Source organism: Nonomuraea phyllanthi (assembly GCF_006334985.2).
Classification (GTDB): domain Bacteria; phylum Actinomycetota; class Actinomycetes; order Streptosporangiales; family Streptosporangiaceae; genus Nonomuraea; species Nonomuraea phyllanthi.
This window is the reverse complement of the sequence record NZ_VDLX02000002.1, coordinates 316129-337280: the sequence shown is the minus strand read 5'-3', so window position 1 is coordinate 337280 and position 21152 is coordinate 316129. Positions and strand designations below refer to the sequence as shown.

General features: G+C 71.9%; 18 protein-coding genes. 11 read left to right on the top strand and 7 right to left on the bottom strand.

Going from position 1 to position 21152, the window contains the following annotated elements:
* Positions 1–2 precede the first annotated feature (2 nt).
* The gene (locus tag FH608_RS07135) at positions 3–4859 is read left to right on the top strand and encodes a DNA repair ATPase (RefSeq protein ID WP_139629915.1); all 4857 of its coding nucleotides are present in this window, start codon (positions 3–5) and stop codon (positions 4857–4859) included.
* A gap of 63 nt (positions 4860–4922) precedes the next feature.
* Here FH608_RS07135 and FH608_RS07130 read toward each other — a convergent pair whose 3' ends face one another.
* Complete coding sequence (locus FH608_RS07130; protein WP_226899093.1) at positions 4923–5294, bottom strand: MarR family winged helix-turn-helix transcriptional regulator; 372 nt, start codon at positions 5292–5294, stop codon at positions 4923–4925.
* Between the two features lie 150 nt (positions 5295–5444).
* Between FH608_RS07130 and FH608_RS07125 the strand changes: the two genes are divergently transcribed.
* Positions 5445–6590, top strand: a complete 1146-nt coding sequence (locus tag FH608_RS07125; protein ID WP_139629563.1) for an FAD-dependent oxidoreductase — start codon at positions 5445–5447, stop codon at positions 6588–6590.
* Here FH608_RS07125 and FH608_RS07120 read toward each other — a convergent pair.
* Positions 6552–7430, bottom strand: a complete 879-nt coding sequence (locus FH608_RS07120) for a 4-hydroxy-tetrahydrodipicolinate synthase family protein (RefSeq protein WP_139629562.1) — start codon at positions 7428–7430, stop codon at positions 6552–6554. The two genes, FH608_RS07125 and FH608_RS07120, sit on opposite strands and share 39 nt — an antisense overlap.
* A gap of 71 nt (positions 7431–7501) precedes the next feature.
* Between FH608_RS07120 and FH608_RS07115 the strand changes: the two genes are divergently transcribed.
* Complete coding sequence (locus FH608_RS07115) at positions 7502–8371, top strand: LysR family transcriptional regulator (RefSeq protein ID WP_139629561.1); 870 nt, start codon at positions 7502–7504, stop codon at positions 8369–8371.
* Positions 8372–8450: 79 nt separating this feature from the next.
* Here the strand turns inward: FH608_RS07115 and FH608_RS07110 are convergent, their stop codons facing one another.
* Positions 8451–9053, bottom strand: coding sequence for a TetR/AcrR family transcriptional regulator (locus tag FH608_RS07110; RefSeq protein ID WP_226899092.1), 603 nt, complete (start codon positions 9051–9053; stop codon positions 8451–8453).
* An 83-nt stretch (positions 9054–9136) separates the two neighbouring features.
* Between FH608_RS07110 and FH608_RS07105 the strand changes: the two genes are divergently transcribed.
* From FH608_RS07105 to FH608_RS07095, 3 genes are all read left to right on the top strand, one after another.
* Complete coding sequence (locus FH608_RS07105; protein ID WP_226899090.1) at positions 9137–10090, top strand: quinone oxidoreductase family protein; 954 nt, start codon at positions 9137–9139, stop codon at positions 10088–10090.
* Positions 10091–10141: 51 nt separating this feature from the next.
* Positions 10142–11563 carry an MFS transporter gene (locus FH608_RS07100; protein ID WP_139629559.1) on the top strand — a complete coding sequence of 474 codons (1422 nt, stop codon included), beginning with the start codon at positions 10142–10144 and terminating at the stop codon, positions 11561–11563.
* Between the two features lie 81 nt (positions 11564–11644).
* Complete coding sequence (locus tag FH608_RS07095) at positions 11645–12589, top strand: serine hydrolase domain-containing protein (protein WP_226899088.1); 945 nt, start codon at positions 11645–11647, stop codon at positions 12587–12589.
* A 3-nt stretch (positions 12590–12592) separates the two neighbouring features.
* On the opposite strand, the gene FH608_RS07090 is transcribed toward FH608_RS07095, so the two are convergent.
* Entirely contained in the window at positions 12593–13312 is a 720-nt protein-coding gene (locus FH608_RS07090) for a class I SAM-dependent methyltransferase (protein WP_139629558.1), read from the bottom strand.
* A gap of 127 nt (positions 13313–13439) precedes the next feature.
* Here FH608_RS07090 and FH608_RS07085 point away from each other — a divergent pair, with 127 nt between their 5' ends.
* The 3 genes from FH608_RS07085 to FH608_RS07075 all read left to right on the top strand — a co-directional run bounded on the left by FH608_RS07085 (position 13440) and on the right by FH608_RS07075 (position 16331).
* Entirely contained in the window at positions 13440–14801 is a 1362-nt protein-coding gene (locus FH608_RS07085) for an LCP family glycopolymer transferase (protein ID WP_193318273.1), read from the top strand.
* 136 nt (positions 14802–14937) lie between these two features.
* Positions 14938–15867, top strand: coding sequence for an ATP-binding protein (locus tag FH608_RS07080; RefSeq protein ID WP_139629557.1), 930 nt, complete (start codon positions 14938–14940; stop codon positions 15865–15867).
* Positions 15868–15944: 77 nt separating this feature from the next.
* Positions 15945–16331 carry an SCO5389 family protein gene (locus FH608_RS07075; protein ID WP_139629556.1) on the top strand — a complete coding sequence of 129 codons (387 nt, stop codon included), beginning with the start codon at positions 15945–15947 and terminating at the stop codon, positions 16329–16331.
* A gap of 24 nt (positions 16332–16355) precedes the next feature.
* On the opposite strand, the gene FH608_RS07070 is transcribed toward FH608_RS07075, so the two are convergent.
* From FH608_RS07070 to FH608_RS07060, 3 genes are read right to left on the bottom strand one after another with little or no spacing between them, the layout of a single operon-like run.
* Positions 16356–17336, bottom strand: coding sequence for an LLM class flavin-dependent oxidoreductase (locus FH608_RS07070; protein WP_139629555.1), 981 nt, complete (start codon positions 17334–17336; stop codon positions 16356–16358).
* Position 17337: 1 nt separating this feature from the next.
* Positions 17338–18009: a ribonuclease HII gene (locus tag FH608_RS07065; protein WP_139629554.1), complete on the bottom strand. Its 672-nt coding sequence runs from the start codon at positions 18007–18009 to the stop codon at positions 17338–17340.
* An 11-nt stretch (positions 18010–18020) separates the two neighbouring features.
* Positions 18021–18983, bottom strand: coding sequence for a LysR family transcriptional regulator (locus FH608_RS07060; RefSeq protein ID WP_139629553.1), 963 nt, complete (start codon positions 18981–18983; stop codon positions 18021–18023).
* A 79-nt stretch (positions 18984–19062) separates the two neighbouring features.
* Between FH608_RS07060 and FH608_RS07055 the strand changes: the two genes are divergently transcribed.
* A complete protein-coding gene (locus FH608_RS07055) occupies positions 19063–20349 on the top strand; it encodes a pyridoxal phosphate-dependent aminotransferase (RefSeq protein ID WP_139629552.1) in 1287 nt (428 codons plus the stop codon).
* Positions 20350–20490: 141 nt separating this feature from the next.
* Complete coding sequence (locus tag FH608_RS07050) at positions 20491–21135, top strand: GNAT family N-acetyltransferase (protein ID WP_139629551.1); 645 nt, start codon at positions 20491–20493, stop codon at positions 21133–21135.
* The last annotated feature ends 17 nt before the right edge of the window (positions 21136–21152 follow it).

Sequence of the window (21152 nt, the reverse complement as noted above, 5' to 3'; positions counted from 1 at the left end):
GCATGCTGGAAGCCGGGACGTACGAGGTCCTCAGGAACCGGCTCCAGGCGCAGGCCAAGGCCCTGACGGAGGCCGCCGAACGGCTCAACGCCGAGCGGCTGAAGGTCTTCGGCGGCGCCGAGCTGCGCCTGCTGGGCACCGAGCGGATCCGTACCGAGAACAACTGCGTCCCCAGGGACACCGTCTCCCTGGGCGACGTGATGCTCTTCGGCTACAACGTCTTCATCGGGCTCAAGCCGGAGACGGCGGTGGCGGACGTGTTCGCGGTGCACCGGTTCTCCAGGGACGGCGACGCGTTCAGGTTCGACGCCGACAAGCTGGAGACGCTGGAGGACCCGGCGTTCAGGAAGGACTTCGCCGAGCTGTACCGGTACTACAAGGAGACCAGGCTGCAGCAGCTCAGGCGGGTCGAGGGCAAGCTGCTGGCGGTGTTCCAGACGGGTCCGGGCGACCAGCGGGTGCTGCGGTGGGCGGTCGACAACGCCGGAGTCCCGAAATATCTGGATAACAGGGGTGAGCGTGACCACGTCTTCCCCCCGTCCCACGACTTCGAGTGGACGCCCACCACGCGCGACGACCACGTGCTCGGCCGGCACCCGCACATCTCGATCGAGGACGAGGTGTTCGTCGAGACGGTCGGCGGCGACCTCACCATCAAGATCGAGAACAACACGGAGACCGGCGCCGGCATCTACTCCGAGCCGGTCACCGAGCCGCTGCAGAGCCTGGCCGACGCCGACGTCGAGTACGCCAGGGTGGGGCCGCTCATCCTCATGCGGATCAGGCCGTACAAGGAGAGCGACCGGCGCCACCTGGTCTTCAACACCCGCACCAAGGCCGTCGACAGGCTCGACGGCATCGGGCAGGCGTGCCAGCGCCTGCCCGAGGACCAGGGCCTGATCTTCCCCGGCGGCTACTACCTGACCACCGGCGCCAGCAAGACGTTCGACACGGACGTGACGGACCTGGAGTTCGAGCGGGTGGTCCGCTCCCCCAACGGCGAGGACGTCCTGTACGTCTTCCATGCCAGGGGCGACGGGCGCTCGCTGCTGCTGCCGTACAACGTGATCAGGAAGGAGGTCGCCAACCCCATCGTCTGTCACGGCTACTCGCTGTTCGACGACGGCACGATGGTGGTCTTCCGCGCGACCTCCGACGAGCCGACCCGGGTGCACCCGATGCAGGTCTGGCAGACGCCGTACGTCTCCGACACGTACGCCGCCGCCCAGCCCGCCGGGACCGGCCCGCTGGAGCGCATCGGCAACGCCGAGCTGGTGCGCGGCATCTCCGACTGCCTGTCCGTGTCGCGGATGGTCGAGGAGATGGCGCCGTCCGCCGGGACGTTCGAGGGGCTGATCGCCGCCTGCACGCGGGCGTTCGACTCCTACCACTGGCTCGGGGAGCACGGCCTGGTCGGGCCGCTTTCCGACGTGCGGGCCACGGCCGAGCAGGTGCTGGACGAGTACGAGAACGTCGAGCAGCTCACCCGGCAGGCCGCCGACGCGCTCGCCACCGCCTCCGAGGAGACCGGCCAGCTGGTACGCCGGGCCCGCGCCGACGACCCCGTCACCGCGGACGCCTGGGTCACCCTGCTCGCCACGCTCCGCCGCGCCCAGGGCCGGCTGGTGACGATGCGCGAGACCCGCTACATCGACCTGGCCGCCCTGGACGCGCTGGCCGCCTCCGTGGCGGAGGAGCAGGCGTCCGTGGGGCGGCGGGCCGTCGCGTTCCTGCAGGGGGCGGACGCGTTCACCGGATACCACGCGGCCGTCGAGGAGCTGGCCGCCTCCGCCGCCGCGATCGGCACGGTCGCCGAGGCCGCCCCCGTCGCCGAGCGGCTGGCCGAGCAGGCCGAGGGGCTGGAGGTGGTGACCGAGGTCGTCGGCTCCCTGGACATCGCCGACGCCACCGTACGCACCTCCATCCTCGGCCGGATCGCCGAGGTCCTGGGCGGCGTGAACCGGGCGCGGGCCATCCTGGACGGGCGGCGGCGGGACCTGCTCGGCTCCGAGGGCCGGGCCGCGTTCGCCGCCGAGTTCGCGCTGCTCGGCCAGGCCATCACCGGCGCGCTCGCCATGGCAGGCACCCCCGCCGAGTGCGACGACCAGCTCGGGCGGCTGATGCTTCAGCTGGAGACGCTGGAGTCGCGCTTCGGCGAGTTCGACGACTTCGCCGCGCAGCTGTCCGCCAAGCGGGACGACGTCTACGAGGCGTTCTCGGCCCGCAAGCAGTCGCAGCTCGACGCCCTGGCCCGGCGCGCCGACCGGGTCTTCGCCTCCGCCGAGCGCATCCTGGGCGGCATCACCCGCCGCCTGCGCTCGCTCGAGTCGCTGGACGACGTCAACACCTACTTCGCGACCGACCCGATGGTCGCCAAGGTGCGCTCGGCCGCCGGGGAGCTCCGCTCGGTCGGCGACGCCGTACGGGCCGAGGAGCTGGAAGGGCGCGTCAAGTCCGCCCAGCAGGAGGCGCTCCGGGCCCTGCGGGACCGGCTCGATCTCTTCTCCGACGGCGGCGAGACGCTACGGCTCGGCCACCACCGCTTCGCCGTCAACACCCAGCCCATCGATTTGACGCTGGTGCCTCACGACCAGGGGATGTCCTTCGCGATCACCGGGACCGACTACCGCGCGCCGGTGCCCGCCTCCTTCTCCGACACCCGGCCCTTCTGGGACCAGCTGCTCGTCTCGGAGACGCCCGAGGTCTACCGCGCCGAACACCTGGCCGCCTCGCTCCTCGACTCGCTGCCCGCCGGGGTCCCGCTCCAGGACGTCGTACAGCAGGCCGCCTCGTCGCGCTACGACGAGGGGTACGAGCGTGGCGTCCACGACCACGACGCCGCCGCCATCCTGGACGTGCTGGTGCGGCTGCGGTCGGGAGCCGGGTTGCTGCGGTACCCGGCCGAGGTACGGGCGGCGGCCCAGCTGTTCTGGGCGTTCGGGGTGGACGACGTTTCACGTAAAACATTCGCCACCCGGGCCGTGTCCCTGGTCCGCGCCCGCGCCGTCTTCGGCCCCACCCCGGCCCTGTCCGCCCTCGCCACCGAGCTGGACGCCTTGATCGCCCACTTCACCGAGCACACCCTCTCTCCCATTGACGCCGCGCCTCTGGACGGCCGCCGGACCGCCGCGCCGGGCGCGGGCGTGGAGGTCACGGGCACCGGGGCGGGGCTGGCCGGGGAGTACCTGCTCGAGGAGCTCGGGAGCAGCCCGTTCGGGTTCGTGACGAGCAAGGCGGCGCGCGACCTCCTCGACGGCTTCAGGAAGGCCCTCGGCCCGGCCAAGGTGCGCGAGTTCGAGGAGGAGCTCAGGAGCGTGCCGCTCCCCGAGCGGGTGCAGCTGGCCCGCGCCTGGATGGCCGCCTACCACCAGGGCCAGGAAACGGCGGAGGCCGTGGCCGTACAGCTGTGCGACGTCCCCCGCCACGACTCCAGCGCCGCCACCCACGAGGTCGTGGACGGCCTCCTGGGCACGCATCCCCGCCTCAAGGACCGCAAGCTGGACATCAGGCTGGACGAGTTCCTCCCCAGGACGCGCCGGTTCAGCGCGGAGCGGGTGCCGGCGTACCGGGCCTACCAGCGGCGCAGGAGCGAGCTGGTCGAGGAAGAGCGGCGGCGGCTGCGCCTGGACGAGTACCGCCCCAAGGTCATGAGCGCCTTCGTGCGCAACCGCCTGCTCGACGAGGTCTACCTGCCGCTGATCGGCGACAACCTGGCCAAGCAGCTGGGCGCGGCGGGCGCGGGCAAGCGCACCGACCAGATGGGCCTGCTGCTGCTCATCTCGCCGCCCGGCTACGGCAAGACCACGCTCATGGAGTACGTGGCCAGCCGCCTCGGCCTGATGTTCGTCAAGGTCAACGGGCCTGCGCTGGGCCACGAGGTGACCTCGCTGGACCCGGCGGACGCGCCCGACGCGACGGCCCGGCAGGAGGTGGAGAAGATCTCGTTCGCGTTGGAGACCGGCAACAACACGCTGCTCTACCTCGACGACATCCAGCACACCTCGCCGGAGCTGCTGCAGAAGTTCATCTCCCTGTGCGACGCCCAGCGCCGCATCGAGGGGGTCTGGAACGGCCGAACCCGGACGTACGACCTGCGCGGCAAGCGGTTCGCGGTGTGCATGGCGGGCAACCCGTACACCGAGTCCGGCCAGCGGTTCCGCATCCCGGACATGCTGGCCAACCGCGCCGACGTGTGGAACCTGGGCGACGTGCTGTCCGGCAAGGACGACCTGTTCGCGCTCAGCTACATCGACAACGCCCTCACCTCCAACCCGGTCCTCGCGCCCCTGTCCGGCCGCGACCGCGCGGACGTCGAGCTGCTCGTACGGCTGGCCAAGGGCGACACGACCGTCCAGCCGGACCAGCTGCGCCACCCGTACTCCAAGGCGGAGCTGGACCAGATCCTCAGCGTGCTGGCCAAGCTCGTACGCGTCCAGGAGGTCGTGCTGGCCAACAACCAGGCCTACATCGCCTCGGCCGCCCAGTCCGACGCCGCCCGCACGGAGCCGCCGTACCGGCTGCAGGGCTCGTACCGGAACATGAACAAGCTGGCCGAGCGCATCGTGCCCGCCATGAACGACGACGAGCTGGAAGCGGTGATCGACGACCACTACCTCGGCGAGGCGCAGACCCTGACCGCGGACGCCGAGGCCAACCTGCTCAAGCTGGCCGAGCTGCGTGGCCGCCTCAGCCCGGAGCAGGCCGCGCGCTGGGCGGAGATCAAGACCGCCTACCTCAGGGCGAAGGCGCTCGGGGGCGCCGAGGACGACCCGATGGCCAGGGCGGTGGGCGCCATCGGGCTGCTGGCCGACCGCGTGGGCGAGGTCGGCAGCGCCATCCGGGGCTCGTCCGCCCGCTGATCCGCGGCCGGGCCGTCCGGCTCCGAACGCGACGCCACCCGGGGTCCGGCGCCCTGCTCGGGCTCAGGACGTCAGGCCCCGGGTGGCGTCGCGCTGGAGGGCGGTGGAGCGGGTGACGTAGTCGATGATCAGCTCCAGCTCCTCGTCCGTGTAGCGCTCGTACAGCTCCGCGAGCGCGGCCACGAACGGCTCGAACAGCTCGCCGAACCCGGACAGCCGCTCCTCGTTGACCTCGACGATGACCCGCCGCCGGTCCCGCGTGTCGCGCACCCGGCGTACCAGCCACTTGGACTCCAGCCGGTCGATCAGCCCGCTGACCGTCGCCGGGGCCAGCCCGACGTGCTGCGCGATCTCGCCCGCCGTGAGCGGCCCCCTGCGTTGCAGCAGGTCGAGCGTCTTCTCCTCGGTCATGCCGAGGCCCATCCGCTCGCTCATGGCGCTGTGGTACATCACGGCGGCGTTGCTGCTCTCCCGTCCGGCCAGAGACAGCGCCTCCAGCAAATTCTTTCGACGTTCCGAAATATCTCTGGACACGGGCACGGCCTCCCACATATATTTCGTTCGACCGAACGAAAGGTTATCACCATGAAGGCTCTGATCATAGGGTGCGGCATCGCCGGACCCGTGACCGCGATGGCCCTGCGCGAGGTCGGCATCGACGCCGAGATCCACGAGGCGTACGGGCAGGGCGCCGACGACGTGGGCTCGTTCCTGAACGTCGCCTCCAACGGCCTGGCCGCCCTCCGCGAGCTGGGCGCGCACCGGACGGTGCTGTCGCAGGCGATTCCCACTCCCCGCATGGTGATGTGGAGCGGCTCGGGCAAGCGGCTGGGCGAGGTGGCCAACGGGCTGCGGCTCGACGACGGCACCGTGAGCCACACCATCCTGCGCTCCGACCTCTACCGGAGCATCCGCGACGAGGCCACGCGGCGCGGCATCCGCATCTCGTACGGCAAGCGCCTGGTCTCCTATGACGACGACGGCGCGCAGGTGACGGCGAGGTTCGAGGACGGCACGGAGGCGACGGGCGACCTGCTGATCGCGTGCGACGGCGTGCACTCGCGCACCCGCGCGATTCTCGACCCGGGAGCGCCCGCACCCCGCTACAGCGGGCTGTACGGCTTCGGGGGCATCGTCCGGGACGCCGGAGTCGCCGGCGAGCCGGGCGTCTACAACATGGTGTTCGGCAAGCGCGCCTTCTTCGGCTACACGGTGGCCGGGTCGGGCGACGTCTGGTGGTTCGCGAACCTGCCGAGACGGCTCGGCGACGTGCCGGAGGACTGGAAGCCGGTGCTGGCCGGCGCGTTCGCGGACGACGCGAACTTCTCCGCCGAGCTCATCGGGCGCGGCGAGGTCGGGCCGGGGCTGCCGATCCACGACCTGCCGCCGGTGCCCGTGTGGCACCGCGGCCGGGTGCTGCTGACGGGGGACGCCGCGCACGCCACCTCCCCCAGCTCGGGCCAGGGCGCCTCGCTGGCCGTCGAGGACGCGATCGTGCTGGCCGGATGCCTGCGTGATGGCGCGAGCCACACCGAGGCGTTCGAGCGGTTCGAGGCCGAGCGGCGGCCCCGGGTGGAACGGGTCGTGGCGTACTCCAGGACGATCAGCAACAGCAAGGCCGCGGGCCCGGTCGCCCGGGTCTTCCGCGACCTGATGCTGCCGTTCTTCCTCAGGAAGAGCGCGAGCCAGGAGTCACTGGCCTGGATGTACCGCTACCAGCCGAGCCTGTGACACGGACTCCTCTCCGGCGGGCAGCAGCGGCAGCCGCACGCCGGGGGTCGGGATCAGGCCGTGGGCGTGCAGCACGCCCTTGATCACGGTGGGGTTGGGCTCGGCGAAGAGCGCCGCGGACAGGCGGGCCAGCCGGTGCCCGAGCGCCCTGGCCCTGGCGACGTCGCCGGCGTGCCAGGCGTCCACCAGCTCCACGAAGCTCGCCGTCTCCAGGTGCGCGGAGGCGAGGATGCCGCCCGCGGCGCCCAGCGCGAGCAGGGGCGAGATGTACGCGTCGTCGCCCCCCAGCACCGCGAACCCCTCGGGGAGGTCGCCCAGCAGGTCCACCGCGTCCTGGTCGATCCCGCCCGCCGCGTACTTCACGCCCGCGATCATCGGGTGCGCGCCGAGCCGCCGGAGCGTCGCGGCGCCGACCGCCTGCCCCGTCCGGTAGGGGATGTGGTAGATCACCAGCGGCACCGGCGTCTCCTCCGCCAGCGCCTCGAAGTGCGCGATCACGCCGCGCTCGCCGGGCCGCAGGAAGTACGGCACCGTCACCAGCGCGGCCCCGACGCCCTCGGGCAGGCTCTTCAGCGCCTGGGCGGTCGAGCGGGTGTCGTTGCCCGTCACCCCCACCGTGAGCAGCGCGCCGCGCTCGGCGCAGACCCGCGCGCAGGTGTCGATCACCCGCGCCCGCTCGCCGGGGTCGAGCGCGGCCACCTCGCCGGTCGTCCCCAGCGCGACCAGCCCCGCGGCGCCCTGGTCGAGCATGTGGGCGGCGAGCTTCTCGACGGCGTCCACCGCCACCTCCCCCGAGGGGGCGAACGGCGTGACCAGCGGTACGTGGATTCCTCTCAGCATGCTTCGAGCGTGGCGCGCCGCGACCCGTTAGGTCCAGCGCGGATTTCTTCGCTCGACCTTAAGCTGAGCTTATGCTGGATCCGCGCAAGCTCCTCCTGCTCCGCGAGCTCGCCAGGCGTGGCACGATCGCCGCGGTGGCGCAGGCGGTCACGTTCACGCCGTCGGCCGTCTCCCAGCAGCTCAGCGCCCTTGAGCGGGAGGCGGGCGTGCCGCTGCTGGAGCGCACGGGCCGCACCGTGACGCTGACACCTGCCGGTCACCTCCTGGTGGAGCACGCGCACGCCGTGCTGGAGCAGCTCGAACGCGCCTCGGCGGCGCTCGCCGCGGCCCGCGGCGGGCCCTCCGGTCCGTTGCGCGTCGGTGCCTTCCCCACCGCCGCGCGGGTGCTGCTGCCCCCGGCCCTGACCGGCCTGACCAGGGCGCATCCCGGGCTGGTGCCGATGGTCTCCGAGATCGACCCGGCCGACGTCTCCGCCGCGCTGCGGGCCGGTGAGCTGGACGTGGCGCTCGTGCACGAGTACGACTTCGTGCCGCCCGTGACCGACGCGTCGATCGAGACGGAGCCGCTGTTCAGCGAGCCGATGTACCTCACGGACCGGCCCTCGGTGGCCGCCGCCCGCACCGACCCGTGGATCACCGACCGGCCGGGCACCCTCTGCCACACGATGGCGATCAGGGCGTGCCAGGCGGCCGGGTTCGAGCCGCTCGTACGGCACCACATCGACGACTTCGGCACCGTGCTGGCGTTCGCCGCGGCCGGTCAGGGGGTCGCGATCGTGCCGCACCTGGCCGCGCTCGACCCGCCTCCGGGCGTGACCCTCACCCGGCTGCCGCTGAGCCGCCGCACGCTGGCGGCGTTCAGGAAGGGGAACGGCGAGCACCCCGCGATCAGGGCGGCCGTCGCCGCCTTCCACACGGCGATCACCCACCTGCCCCTCTGACCCCCGGCGGCCACCCGCCGCCCTGACCGATCAGCCACCCATCGGCCCGGCCGACCGGCGGGAGGGCCGCGCCGATCGGTCAGCCGCCCGCCGCGCCGGCCCCGAGCAGCCCGTTGACCAGGTCCGCGAAGGCGGCGGCCAGCCGCTCGTGCTCGCCGGACCGCAGCCGGCTCGCGATCGGCTCCATGTGCAGCGTCCCGAGCAGCATGTGGGCGATCTGGTCGGCGTCCACGTCCGGCCGCCCTTCGGCGATCAGCGCGCACACGTGCCGGTGCCAGGCCAGGTAGACCGGGTTGCTCTCCCTCGGCTGCTCGCCGTGGCTCCTGCTGGTGACCCTCGCGTGCTCGATGGCGCCGACGAGGTTGCCGTTGCGCGCCGCCAGCTCCGCCACCGCCGCGAAGAACGCGACCAGCCGCTCGGCCGGTCCCGCGCCCGGCCCCAGCGGCGGCGGCCCCTCGGTGAACGCCTGCTCGAACTCGCGCGCCCGCTCGCTCATCAGCTCCAGCATGAGCCCCGTACGGCTGCCGAACCGGTGGAAGACCGTGCCCTTGCCCACGCCGGCGGCGGCGGCCACGCGCTCGACCGAGACCTGCTCGGGCGGGTGCCGCCGCAGCAGCTCCTCGGCCGCCCGCAGGATGGCCTGCCTGTTGCGCGCGGCATCGGCCCGCTCTCGACGTTCCATCGGGACATTCTTGCCCATGGACAAACTTGACCAGTGGTCCATATATTTACTGGACCACTGGTTCACTTAGAGGGAGTCCCAGCATGCGCGCGATCGTCCTGTCCGAGAAGGGCGGCCCCGAGTTCCTCCAGCCCGCCGACCTGCCCCGCCCGAGCCCTGGCGCGGGCCAGGTGCTCATCCGCGCCCAGGCCGTCGGCGTCAGCTACGCCGAGACGCAGATCAGGGCGGGCACGCTGCCGTTCCCCCTGCCGCTGCCCGCCGTGCTCGGCGCGGAGGCGGCCGGCGAGGTGGTCGAGGTGGGCGAGGGGGTGGACGCGAAGCTGCTCGGGAGCGCGCTCGCCGGGATCACCGGCGGAGTCGGGGCGTACGCCGAGTACGTCCTGCTCCCGGCCGCCATGGCCGCCCCGGTGCCCGACGGCCTGAGCCCGGTGGACGCGCTGGCCGCGGCGGCGCCCGGCGCGATCGCCCTCGGGCTGCTGCACCGGGCCAGGCTCGAAGGCGGGGAGACCGTGCTGGTGGAGTCGGGCGGCAGCTCGGTCGGCACCTATCTCGTCGAGCACGCCAAGGAGTTCGGGGCGGGCCGCGTGCTGGCCACGACCGGCGCGGCCGCCAAGCGGGAGCGGGCCGAACGCCTGGGCGCGGATCTCGTGCTCGACCACGGCACGCCCGCCTGGACGGACACGTTGCCCGACGTGGACGTGGTCTTCGAGTCCATCGGCGGCACGGTGGCCCGGCGGGTGCTCGACCACCTCACCCCCGGCACCGGGCGCATGCTCACCTACGGGCTGCTCAGCGGCGAGCCCGCCGCCATCACGGCCGCCGACCTGATGGATCGCGGCGTGACGGTCACCGGCTGCAGCGGCCCCGGGTGGGCCGGGGAGGTGTTCGGGACGCACTATCCGGCGATGCTCGACCGGCTGGCCACCGGGCGGAGCCGCGCGTACGTCGACCGGACGCTGCCGCTGGAGGAGGCCGCCCAGGCGCACCGCCTCCTGGAGGAGCGCGCCGTCATGGGCCGCGTCATGCTGATCCCCTGACCCCCGCGGCACGGGCCTAGCCGGAGAGATCGTGGGTAGCCAGATGAGCTTATGAGCGACGTGGAAACCGGCACCATCACCACCAAGGTGCCCGCGCGGCTTGACCGGCTGCCCTGGTCCCGCTGGCACTGGATGATCGTCGTGGGGCTCGGCACCGTCTGGATACTCGACGGGCTCGAAGTCACCATCGTGGGCAACCTGTCGGCCCAGCTGGCCAAGCCGGGCAGCGGACTGGACATCACCCAGGCGCAGGTCGCGGGCGTGGCCGCCGCGCTCTACGTCGCGGGGGCGTGTTCGGGCGCGCTGTTCTTCGGCTGGCTGACCGACCGGTTCGGCAGGAAGAAGCTGTTCCTCATCACCCTGGGCGTCTATCTGGCGGCGACGCTGATGACCGCGTTCTCCTTCCAGGCGTGGTGGTTCTTCCTGTTCAGGTTCCTGACGGGCTTCGGGATCGGCGGGGAGTACGCGGCCATCAACTCCGCCATCGACGAGCTCATCCCGAGCCACCACCGGGGGCGCATCGACATCCTCATCAACGGCAGCTACTGGCTCGGCGCCGCCGGCGGCGCGCTGCTGACCGTGCCGCTGCTGAACGACCTGCCGGTGAACATCGGCTGGCGGGTCGCGTTCGGGCTGGGCGTGGTGCTGGGCCTGGCCATCCTCCTCGTCCGCAGGAACGTGCCGGAGAGCCCGCGCTGGCTGTTCATCCACGGCAAGGGCAAGGAGGCCGAGGACATCGTCGGCGGCATCGAGCGGCGCATCGGCGGGGACCTGCCGGAGCCGCGCGAGTCGGTGACCGTGCACCAGCGCAAGTCCATCGGATTCGTACGGATCGCGCACACGATGGTCGCGCTCTACCCCAAGCGCACGATTCTCGGCCTCTCCCTCTTCATCGGACAGGCGTTCCTCTACAACGCGATCACCTTCGGTTACGCGCAGATCCTGACCACCTTCTACAAGATCGACACGCACACCGGCTACTACTTCGCCGTGATCGCGGCCGGCAACTTCCTGGGCCCGCTGCTGCTCGGCCGCCTCTTCGACACCGTGGGCAGGATCCCGATGATCTCGGCCACGTACATCGGCTCGGGGGTGCTCCTGCTGGGCACGGCCTGGCTGTTCGACCAGGGCATGCTCGATGCCGTCACGCTGACCGCGTGCTGGAGCGTGGTGCTCTTCGTGGCCTCGGCCGGGGCCAGTTCGGCGTACCTGACGGTCAGCGAGATCTTCCCCATGGAGACCAGGGCCATGGCCATCGCGTTCTTCTTCGCGATCGGCACGGCCGCCGGCGGCATCGCCAGCCCGCTGGTCTTCGCCTCCCTGGTGGAGAGCGGCGTCCCGGGGGACACGGCGCTGGCGTTCGTGATCGGGGCCATCGTGATGATCGCGGCGGGGCTGGTGGAGCTGGTGTTCGGGGTCAAGGCCGAGCGCAAGGGCCTGGAGGCCATCGCCAAACCGCTCACCGCGGCGTGATGTAAGAGAAGATGTTTGAGTCTCACACCATGTGAGACGGTATGCCAGGATGTGCCGACTTTCAGGAGGAACATCGTGGCGATGGCGGAACGGGTTGACGAGATCCTGCGGGCGGGCGGGGCGCCCCACTTCCACGGCCTCGTGGTGCTGCGGGGCGGGGAGCCGGTGCTCGAACGGTACGGCTCGGGGCCGGACCACCGGCTGGGCGAGCCGCTGGGTCACGTCGAGTTCGGACGCGACACGCTGCACGATCTGCGGTCCGTGTCGAAGAGCATGGTGGCGCTGCTGTACGGCATCGCCCTGGGCGAGGGCCTGGTGCCGGAGCCGGGCGCGGGCCTGGTGGCCCAGTTCCCGGAGTACGCGGACCTGGTGGCGGACCCGGCGCGGGCGCATCTCACCATCGAGCACGCGCTGACCATGACGCTCGGCCTCGACTGGAACGAGGACGCCCCCTACACCAGCACCGCCAACAGCGAGATCGCGATGGAGGAGGCCCCTGACCGCTACCGGTACGTCCTGGAGCGGCCGGTCGCCGAGGAGGCGGGCCGGCGCTGGCTCTACTGCGGCGGGGCGAGCGCGCTGCTCGGCGGCATCATCGCGCGCGGGGCGGGCCGCCCGCTGGAGGAGTACGCGGCGACCGCGCTCTTCGAGCCCCTCGGGATCACCTCGTGGGAGTGGTCCAAGGGCGGCCACGGGACGGTGAGCGCGGCGGCCGGGCTGCGGCTGCGCCCCATGGACCTGGCCGCGATCGGGCAGCTCGTGCTCGACGGCGGCCGGGACGTCGTGCCCGCCTCGTGGCTGCGGGCCGCGCTGACCCCCCGCGTGGTGATCGACCCGGGCTTCGAGTACGGCTACCAGTGGTACCTGAACACCGGCAAGCGCCCCTGGGCCGCCGCCCTGGGCAACGGCGGCCAGCGCCTGATCGTCCGCGAGGAGGACGCGCTGGTCATGGCCATGACGGCCGGCGAGTACGACCAGGACCCGGGCGGCGCGACCGCGCTCACCGAAGCCATCCTTGACGACTGAGGATCACTTCCTGGCTTCGACGATCCCCGTCGCGAACCACGGCCCGCCGTACCAGAAGCGCCAGCCGGCGTCGCGCAGCCGCACGTCCACCACGCCGAGAGCGCGCAGCGTGGCCTCGTACGCGGGCGTGTGCTGGAAGTCGGCGAGCAGCATCAGCCCGCCGGGTCGCAGCACCCGGTACGCCTCGCGCACGGCCTGCTCGCGGCCCCCGGTGTCGGGGATGTTGTGGATGGCCTGGCTGGAGACCACCACGTCGAAAGCGCCGTCGTCGAACGGCAGGTCGCGCAGGTCGCCCGTCACGAGCTCGACCCGGTCGGAGACGCCCTCCGCCTCGGCGTTGGCCCTGGCGGTCGACTCGGCGTTGCCCGACTGGTCCTTGGCACGCCACAGGTCGATGCCGGCCGCGTGCCCGCGGTCGAGCCGCCCGGCAGCCATCAGCAGCACCGCGCCCCGGCCGCAGCCGAGGTCGAGCAGCCGCTCGTCGCCCTTCAGCCGCCCCAGCTCCGCGTCCCAGACCACGAACTTGCCGCGCCGGGTCGTGTAGAGATAGCTGGCCGCGCTGGCCAGCGTATAGAGCGCGCCCAGCAGGAACGCGATCCCCGCCGCGATGATGTCGAACGCGAAGGAGATCGCCGCCAGGCCGATCAGGACGAGAGCCCCGAAGAGCAGACCGGCCAGTGCCCATGGCGCATCAAATCCATAGCTACCGTGTCGCTTGCGCACAGTCACGTTATATCTCAAGGTGGTCTTGACATGGAATTGACCGAACCCTTCTCTTTCCTACCGTCTTTCCCGCACAGCGCATTACTACGGTGACCTGGACGGGCGTCCGATGGGGGTTTGACCAGGCATGACAGTGAACCGGCGGGGATTCGGCCTGGGGGCGAGCATGGCGCTCACGCTGGCCTCGGCTCTGCTCTGGGGCGTGGCGCACCTGGCCGCCGAGCGCCGCAGGACGGGCCTGGCACTCATGGTCGGATATGTCGTGATGCTCGGCGCCGTCCTCACCCTGCTCACGGCGTACAGCGCCAACCTCCTGTCGCTCGCGGTGCAGCCCCGCTGGCTCATCTGGTTCACCGTCGTGCTGACGGCGATCGCACTCGCCTGGACCGGCGTGATCGTCTGGTCCTTCCTCCTGGTACGCCCGCCCCGCGGCGACACCGTCGGCCGCTTCCTGACCACGGCGCTCACCGTCGCCCTGTGCGCGCTCGTCCTGAGCCCGACGGTGTACGCCACCAGGCTCGCCTACCTCTCGCGCGACGTGGTGAACACCCTGTTCCCGCGCACCACCAGCGCCCCCGTGCTGGCCCACGACCCGTGGAACGGCGCCCGCCGGGTGAACTTCCTGCTCGTGGGCGGCGACGCGGCGCCGAACCGGCCCGGCGTGCGCACCGACAGCATGACCGTGGCCAGCGTGGACGTCGAGACCGGCGCGACCACCCTGTTCGGCCTGCCGCGCAACCTCCAACGCGTGCAGATGCCGGCCGGCCCGGCCAGGGCCCAGTTCCCGTACGGCTTCACCGGCAGCGGCACCGACACGCCGGGCCTGCTCAACGAGATCTACCAGTACGCCGAGGACCACCCCGAGCTGGTGCCGGACGCGCCGAAGGGCCGGCGCGGCTCCACCCTGCTCAAGCAGACGATCAGCGACATCCTCGGCATCAACGTGGACTACTACGCGATGGTGGACATGAAGGGCTTCGCGGAGATCATCGACGCCATGGGGGGCGTGAAGGTCTCCATCAGGGAGCCCATCGTGTACGGCCGCCAGCGCGAGGGCCTGCTGCCGGCCGGCACCCGCAAGCTGTCGGGCGAGGAGGCCCTGTGGTACGGCCGCTCCCGTACCGACAGCGACGACTACGTCCGCATGGGACGCCAGAAGTGCCTGCTCAACGCGGTCGCCAAGCAGGCCGACCCGCTGACCGTGCTCAACAGCTTCGAGCGGCTGGCGGCGGCCACCAAGCGGGCCATCTCGACCGACCTGCCGCAGGAGCTGCTGCCGGCCGTCATCGACCTGGCGCAGAAGGTCAAGGACGCCAAGATCCGCAGCCTCAGCTTCGTGCCGCCGCTGATCAACACGGCCTACCCCGACTGGTCGCTGATCCGGCACACGGTGGCCGAGGCCCTGGAGTCGCGCCCCGCGAACAGGTCCGCCCCGCGCCGCACGCCGGAGCCGGACAACCCGGTCAACCTCGACGCCACCTGCGCGTAGACCCGCTCTCCCAGAAATCCGGCACGAGATCTCCCGGCGAACCGCCCGCGCCGGTTCGTCGTCACGCGCGCACGGAGTGTGGCATGATGGTGCCCGACCGGAACGGAAACGATTTTCATACTCGCTTGGAGGCGCCGTGAGAGTGGCGTTCGTCGGAAAGGGCGGCAGCGGCAAGACCACGATGTCCGCGCTGTTCGCCAGGCACGTGGCCGCCCAGGGCGGGCCGGTGGTGGCCATCGACGCCGACATCAACCAGCACCTGGCCATGGTGCTGGGCCTCGACGGCCGGCCCGAGCCGCTGGGCGCCCACCTCAACGAGATCAAGGAGCGGCTGCGCGGCGACAACCCGCGCATCCCCTCCGCCGAGGTCATGGTCAAGACGACCCCGCCGGGCCGCGGCTCCCGGCTGCTGAGCTTCGACGACCTCGCCGCCGACCCCTACGCCATGACCGCTCCCGAGGGCATCAGCCTGCTGGCCACCGGCCCGTTCGGCGCGGACGACCTCGGCGTGGCCTGCTACCACTCGAAGGTGGGCGCGGTCGAGCTGCTGCTCAACCACCTGGTCGACGGCCAGGGCGAATACGTCGTGGTCGACATGACCGCGGGGGCCGACTCCTTCGCCTCCGGGCTGTTCACCCGGTTCGACCTGACGTTCCTCGTCGCCGAGCCGACCCGGCAGGGCGTGAGCGTCTATCAGCAGTATCGCGACCACGCCTCCACGTACGACGTCGCCCTGGCCGTGATCGGCAACAAGGTGCACGGCCCGTCCGACGTCGACTTCCTGCGCGAGCACGTGGGCGACGACCTGCTCACCTGGATGGAGCACTCCGCGGCCGTGCGCGCCATGGAGCAGGGCCGCCACTTCGCCCTCGACGACCTGGAGCCGGTCAACGCCGACGCGCTGGCCGTGCTCCGCAAGACCCTCGACGAGCAGGAGAAGGACTGGGCCAGGTTCGGCCGCCAGACGGCGGAGTTCCACCTGCGCAACGCCCGCGCGTGGGCCAACGACCGGACCGGTGTCGACCTGGCCTCACAGATAGACCCGGATTTCGTGTACGGCCCCTGACTGCCGCCTTCACGCCATCTGGAGCAAGAACGTTTCGCCACTTAGCGTCAAAGAGATCCCTTTCGAGAGGAGACAGCATGTCGCTGACCGTACCCACCGATCTGCTCGACCAGGCCAAGGCCGGCGAGGTGGACGACCCGGCGTTCATCGCCTGCGTCCGCGACTCGCTCCCGTACGCGTGGTCGCTGATCAGCGGGCTGGCCGAGCAGCGCGAGCGGAGCGGAGCCAAGTTCGCCGACAACCAGGTGCCGCCGCCGTCGGAGGAGGCCCGCGGCCAGCTCCTGCGCTGCCTGGCGAGCGACGCGATGCGCGGGGCCCTGGAGCGCCACTTCGGGGTGCGCCTGGCCTTCCAGAACTGCCACCGGGTCGCCGTCTTCGACCCGACGGCCACCGAGGCCCTGCGTGACTTCGTCACCCCGAGAGCCCAGATCCTCAACCAGAAGCCGGAGCTGGTCGACTGCTGAGCCGGCGCGCCGGTGGCCCCTGGGTCACCGGCGCACCATCGGCAGCACCTCCGCGCCGAGCCGCCGCACGTTCTCCAGCGTCCGCCGGTGCTCCCCCATCCCCTCGACCAGCAGGACGAACCGCTCGATCCCGGTGCTCTCGGCGGTGCGCAGCAGCGTGGCTGCGCAGTGCTCGGCCGATCCGACGGGATGGATCCTCGTCAGCAGGTCCACATATTTCGGGACATCTCGTGAGGGTCTGGGCCGGCCGTCCACCGGCACATAGCCCGCCAGCCCCGGCTCCAGCCACCGCGGCAGCGACTCCTTGATCTCCCGCACCGCCTGCTCCGTCGAGTCGGCCACGTGGGCCACCCCGGCCGCGACGTGCTCCCGGGCGCTGCCGCCGCGCGCCGCGTAGTCGGCGACCAGGGCGGCCTTGTCGGCGTCGCCGATGTGCATGCCCAGCAGCATCGGCAGCCCACGCTCCGCCGCGAGCCCCACGCTCGACTCCGAGGTGCACGCGACCACGGGCCGCAGCGGCGCGGGCGGCACCACCCGCACCTCCCCGAAGCGGAAGAACTCCCCGTCAGCGGCGACCGGGCCGCCCGTGAGCGCGCCGAGCAGCAGGTCGAGCGACTCGCCGAAGCCCCGCTCGTACCGCGCGAGGCCCGTCCCGAACACCTCCAGGTCCACCCACGGCCCACCCCTGCCGACCCCCAGCGTGAAGCGCCCGCCGGACAGGTGGTGCAGCATGGCCGCCTGCTCGGCCAGCGCCACGGGGTGGTGCGTGGACAGCACGCTGACGGCCGTGCCGAGCCCGATGCGGGTGGTCCTGCCGATCGCGACCGCCGCCAGGGTCGTCGCGGAGGGGCACACGCCGTACGACATGAAGTGGTGCTCGGCGATCCACGCGTCGTCGAACCCGGCCTCCTCCGCCGCCACGATCAGCTCGGCGGCGTCGGCGAGCACCCGGCCGGGCTCCTGGCCGGGGAACTGGGCCGCGAGGACGAAGACTCCGATCCGCATGTCAGCCGAACAGGCTTTCCTGGCCCTCGCCCACCAGCGGGTCGCGATGGTGTTTGAGGTGCCGCCAGCGCGGCAGGTCGTCGAGGTAGGACCACGAGAGGCGGTGATGGGCGGTGGGGCCGAGCCGGGCCAGGGCCTCCTGGTGGGCGGGCGACGGGTAGCCGGCGTTCTCCGCGAAGCCGTACTCGTCGCAGCCGATCGTCCCCATGTACGCGTCGCGCCGGACCTTGGCCAGGACGGACGCCGCCGCGACCGAGACGCTCGCGGCGTCGCCCTTGACCTCCAGGCGCACCGGCCAGGGCGCTCCGATGTAGTCGTGCTTGCCGTCGAGGATCAGCGCGTCGGGGCGCACCGGCAGCGCGTCGAGCGCCCGGCGGGCGGCCCGGCGCAGCGCCTCCGTCATGCCGAGCGCGTCGATCTCCGCGTGGGTGGCCTCGCCGTAGCCGACGCCGGCCGCCCACGCGGCCAGCTGCTCGGCCAGCGGCGCGCGCCTGGCCGCCGTGAGCTGCTTGGAGTCGGTCAGCCCGGCCGGCGGCTCCGACAGGTCGGTGACCACCGCGCACACCGTCACGGGACCCGCCCAGGCGCCGCGGCCCACCTCGTCGATGCCCGCGACCGTCCGGATGCTCGGCTGGGCGAGCAGGAGGTGCTCGATCTCGTACGTCGGCGCCATGACGCCAAACGCTACCGCTCCAGCGGGCTCTCCGGTGGGCGCCGGTCCGCGGACCGTACGGGTTCGAGGTCGGCGGCGATGTAGCGGGCGGCCACGTGGATGGCGCGCAGCGTCACCGACACCGAGGGACGGTGCACGCTGGAGCCGCGCGCGACCGCGTGCACCTCGCGCCCCACCGGGTCTCCGGGGAACTGGCGCACCGCCAGGCCGCGCACCCCGGCCGCCAGCGCCAGGGCGGGCACGGCCGCGATGCCGATGCCCTTGGCCACGAGCGACAGGATCGTCCCCAGCCCCTCGAACTCCCACGGCGTGGGCCGGGTGCCGCCCACGTCGAAGAAGAGCCGGTCCACCGCCAGCCGCGACGGCTCCCCGTCGGGCGTCGCCATCCACGGCTCGTCGCGCAGCTCCAGCAGGTCCAGCGGCACGTCGGGGTCGGCCAGGCGGTGCTTGCGCGGCACCACCAGGACCAGCGGGTCCTTCAGCAGCGGGAAGACCCGCAGGCTCTCGCTGTCGCGCACCCGCCCGTACCAGTCGTCCACGAGGGCGATGTCCACCTCACCCGACTGCACCTCCCGCATGCCGCGCCCCGACCTGCTCTGCCCGAGCCGGAGCGTCAGCTCCGTGTGGCGGCGCAGGGAGCGCGCCAGGGCCGGCGCGAACGCCGTCGCGGCCGTGGGGAAGGCGGTGACCACCACCCGGCCCGAGGGCGTGCCCGCGTGGCGGGACAGGTCGGACTCGGCCTCCTCCACCATCGACAGGATGCGCTCGGCGTGCCGCACCAGCCGCCGCCCCGCGTCGGTCAGCTCGGCGCTGCGCGCGGTCCTGTCGATGAGGGCCGTGCCGGTCTCGCGTTCGAGAGCCACCAGTTGCTGCGAGACGGCCGAAGGACTGTAGCCGAGGGAGGCCGCCGTCGCCGCGATGCTGCCACGGCGAGCGAACTCGCAGATCAGGATCAATCGCCGCAATTCAAGCATCAGTCTTCCTTATGCCTACCCACAAAAAGCCTCGCTTGTGCTGATGCCTTCATCCAACCACCCTGGGAACGTGACAAACATGACCGTTACCCTCTCCGCCACTCTGGCGGCAAACGAAGACATCGACCGAAGACGGCGCGCCGGGGAACGTGTGCTCCACCTGGCCTTCGGTGAGGCAGGGTTGCCCGTCCACCCGGCGCTGCGCGACAGGCTGGCCGCCGCATCAGAGCGCAACGGCTACGGGCCGGTGGCGGGGGCGTCCGAGCTCAGGACGGCGGCGGCGGGCTACTGGACACGACGGGGGCTCATCACCGATCCCGAACTGGTCGTCAGCGGCCCCGGCAGCAAGTCGCTGCTGTACGGGCTGCTGCTGGCGATCGGCGGAGACGTCGTCCTGCCCGTGCCCAGTTGGGTCAGCTACGCCGCGCAGGCCGACCTCGTCGGCTCCCGCCCCATCCTGGTGCCCGCACCGCCAGGAGAGGGTGGAGTGCCCGACCCCGACCTGGTCGCCGCCGAGGTGCGCCGCGCCAGGGCCCAGGGCAGGACCGTCAGCTCGCTGCTGGTGACGCTGCCGGACAACCCGACCGGCCGCCTGGCCTCCCCGGCGACCATCGGCCGGCTGGCGGAGATCGCCCGCGAGCTCGACCTGATGATCATCTCTGACGAGATCTACCGCGATCTCCTGCACGACCCCGCGCTGCCGTACACCTCGCCCGCCGAGCTCGCGCCGGAGCGCACGGTCATCACGACCGGCCTGAGCAAGAGTCTGGCGCTGGGCGGCTGGCGGATCGGCGTGGCCAGGCTGCCCGCCGGCGCCCACGCGCTGCACAGGAGCCTGCTCGCGGTGGCCAGCGAGATCTGGTCCGCGCCGGCCGCCCCCGTGCAGGACGCCGCGGCGTACGCCTTCGGCGAGCCGCCGGAGCTGACCGAGCGCATCGAGCGCAGCCGCAGGCTGCACGGCGCGGTCGCCGGGGCCGTGCACCAGAGGTTCGCCGAGGCCGGGATCTCCGCGCCCACGCCTCAGGGCGGCTTCTACCTCTATCCCGACCTGAGCCACCTGCGACTCGGCGGCTCCGCCGAGATCACCAAGATCCTGCTGGAGGAACACGGCATCGGTGTCCTGCCCGGACACGCGTTCGGCGACGACCCCGCGGCGGCCAGGGTGCGGGTCGCGGTGAGCCTGCTCTACGGCGACAGCCCGGACGAGCGGCTGACCGCCCTGAACAGCCCCGATCCCCTGCGGCTGCCCTGGATAGCGGCCAACCTGGACCACCTGACGACCGGCCTGAAGGAGCTGACCCTCCCCCGGCACGGCGCGGTACGTGAACGGCGTGCCGCCCTCGTGCCGACGCCGTGTCACGGTTAGGCGAACCTTTCTCCAAGAGCGGGCCGACCACCCCGCAAAAGGGGGCTCTGACCTGGGGAAACACCCCATCTGCAGAAACCTGCAAAAGATCTTCCTTTGGGCATGGTTACGTGCACCCCTGCTTCCCCTCATCATGTGCACATGCCCGCTCTTGTCACCTTGTCCGGGCGCTCCGTGCGCCTGGAACCTCTCAGCCTCACGGCGATCGATGACCTGGTCGCCGCGGCGGGTGAAGACCGCTCCACTTACGGCTTCACCCGCGTCCCGGATGGCCGGGACGAGATGGTCTCCTACGTGGAGGCCGCCATGGCTGAGCAGGCGGAGGGCCGCTCGTTGCCCTTCGCCATCCGGTGGCTGAACACCGACCGCGTGGTCGGTGCCACCCGTCTCATGCACCTGGAGTACTGGCAGGGCCCCATGCCCTGGCCACCGGGTACACGTGGCGCGGTGGGCGAGATCCCGTCCGTGGCCGACATCGGTTACACCTGGCTGGGCGCCGGCGCCCAGGGCACGGGTGTCAACCGTGAGAGCAAGTTCCTCATGCTCTCGCACGCCTTCGAGACGTGGAACGTCCACCGCATCACCCTGAAGGCAGACGTACGCAACACCAGGTCCCGGGCCGCCATCGAGGCCCTCGGCGCACACTTCGACGGGGTGCGGCGAGCGGATAGCCGAGGCGCCGACAACACGGTCCGAGATACCGCGTTCTACTCGATCCTGAACTCCGAATGGCCGCTCGTGCGCGAGCGTCTGGCCATGCGGCTCGGTCTGGTCGAGGCAGCCTGAGTAACCCGTCCACCCAC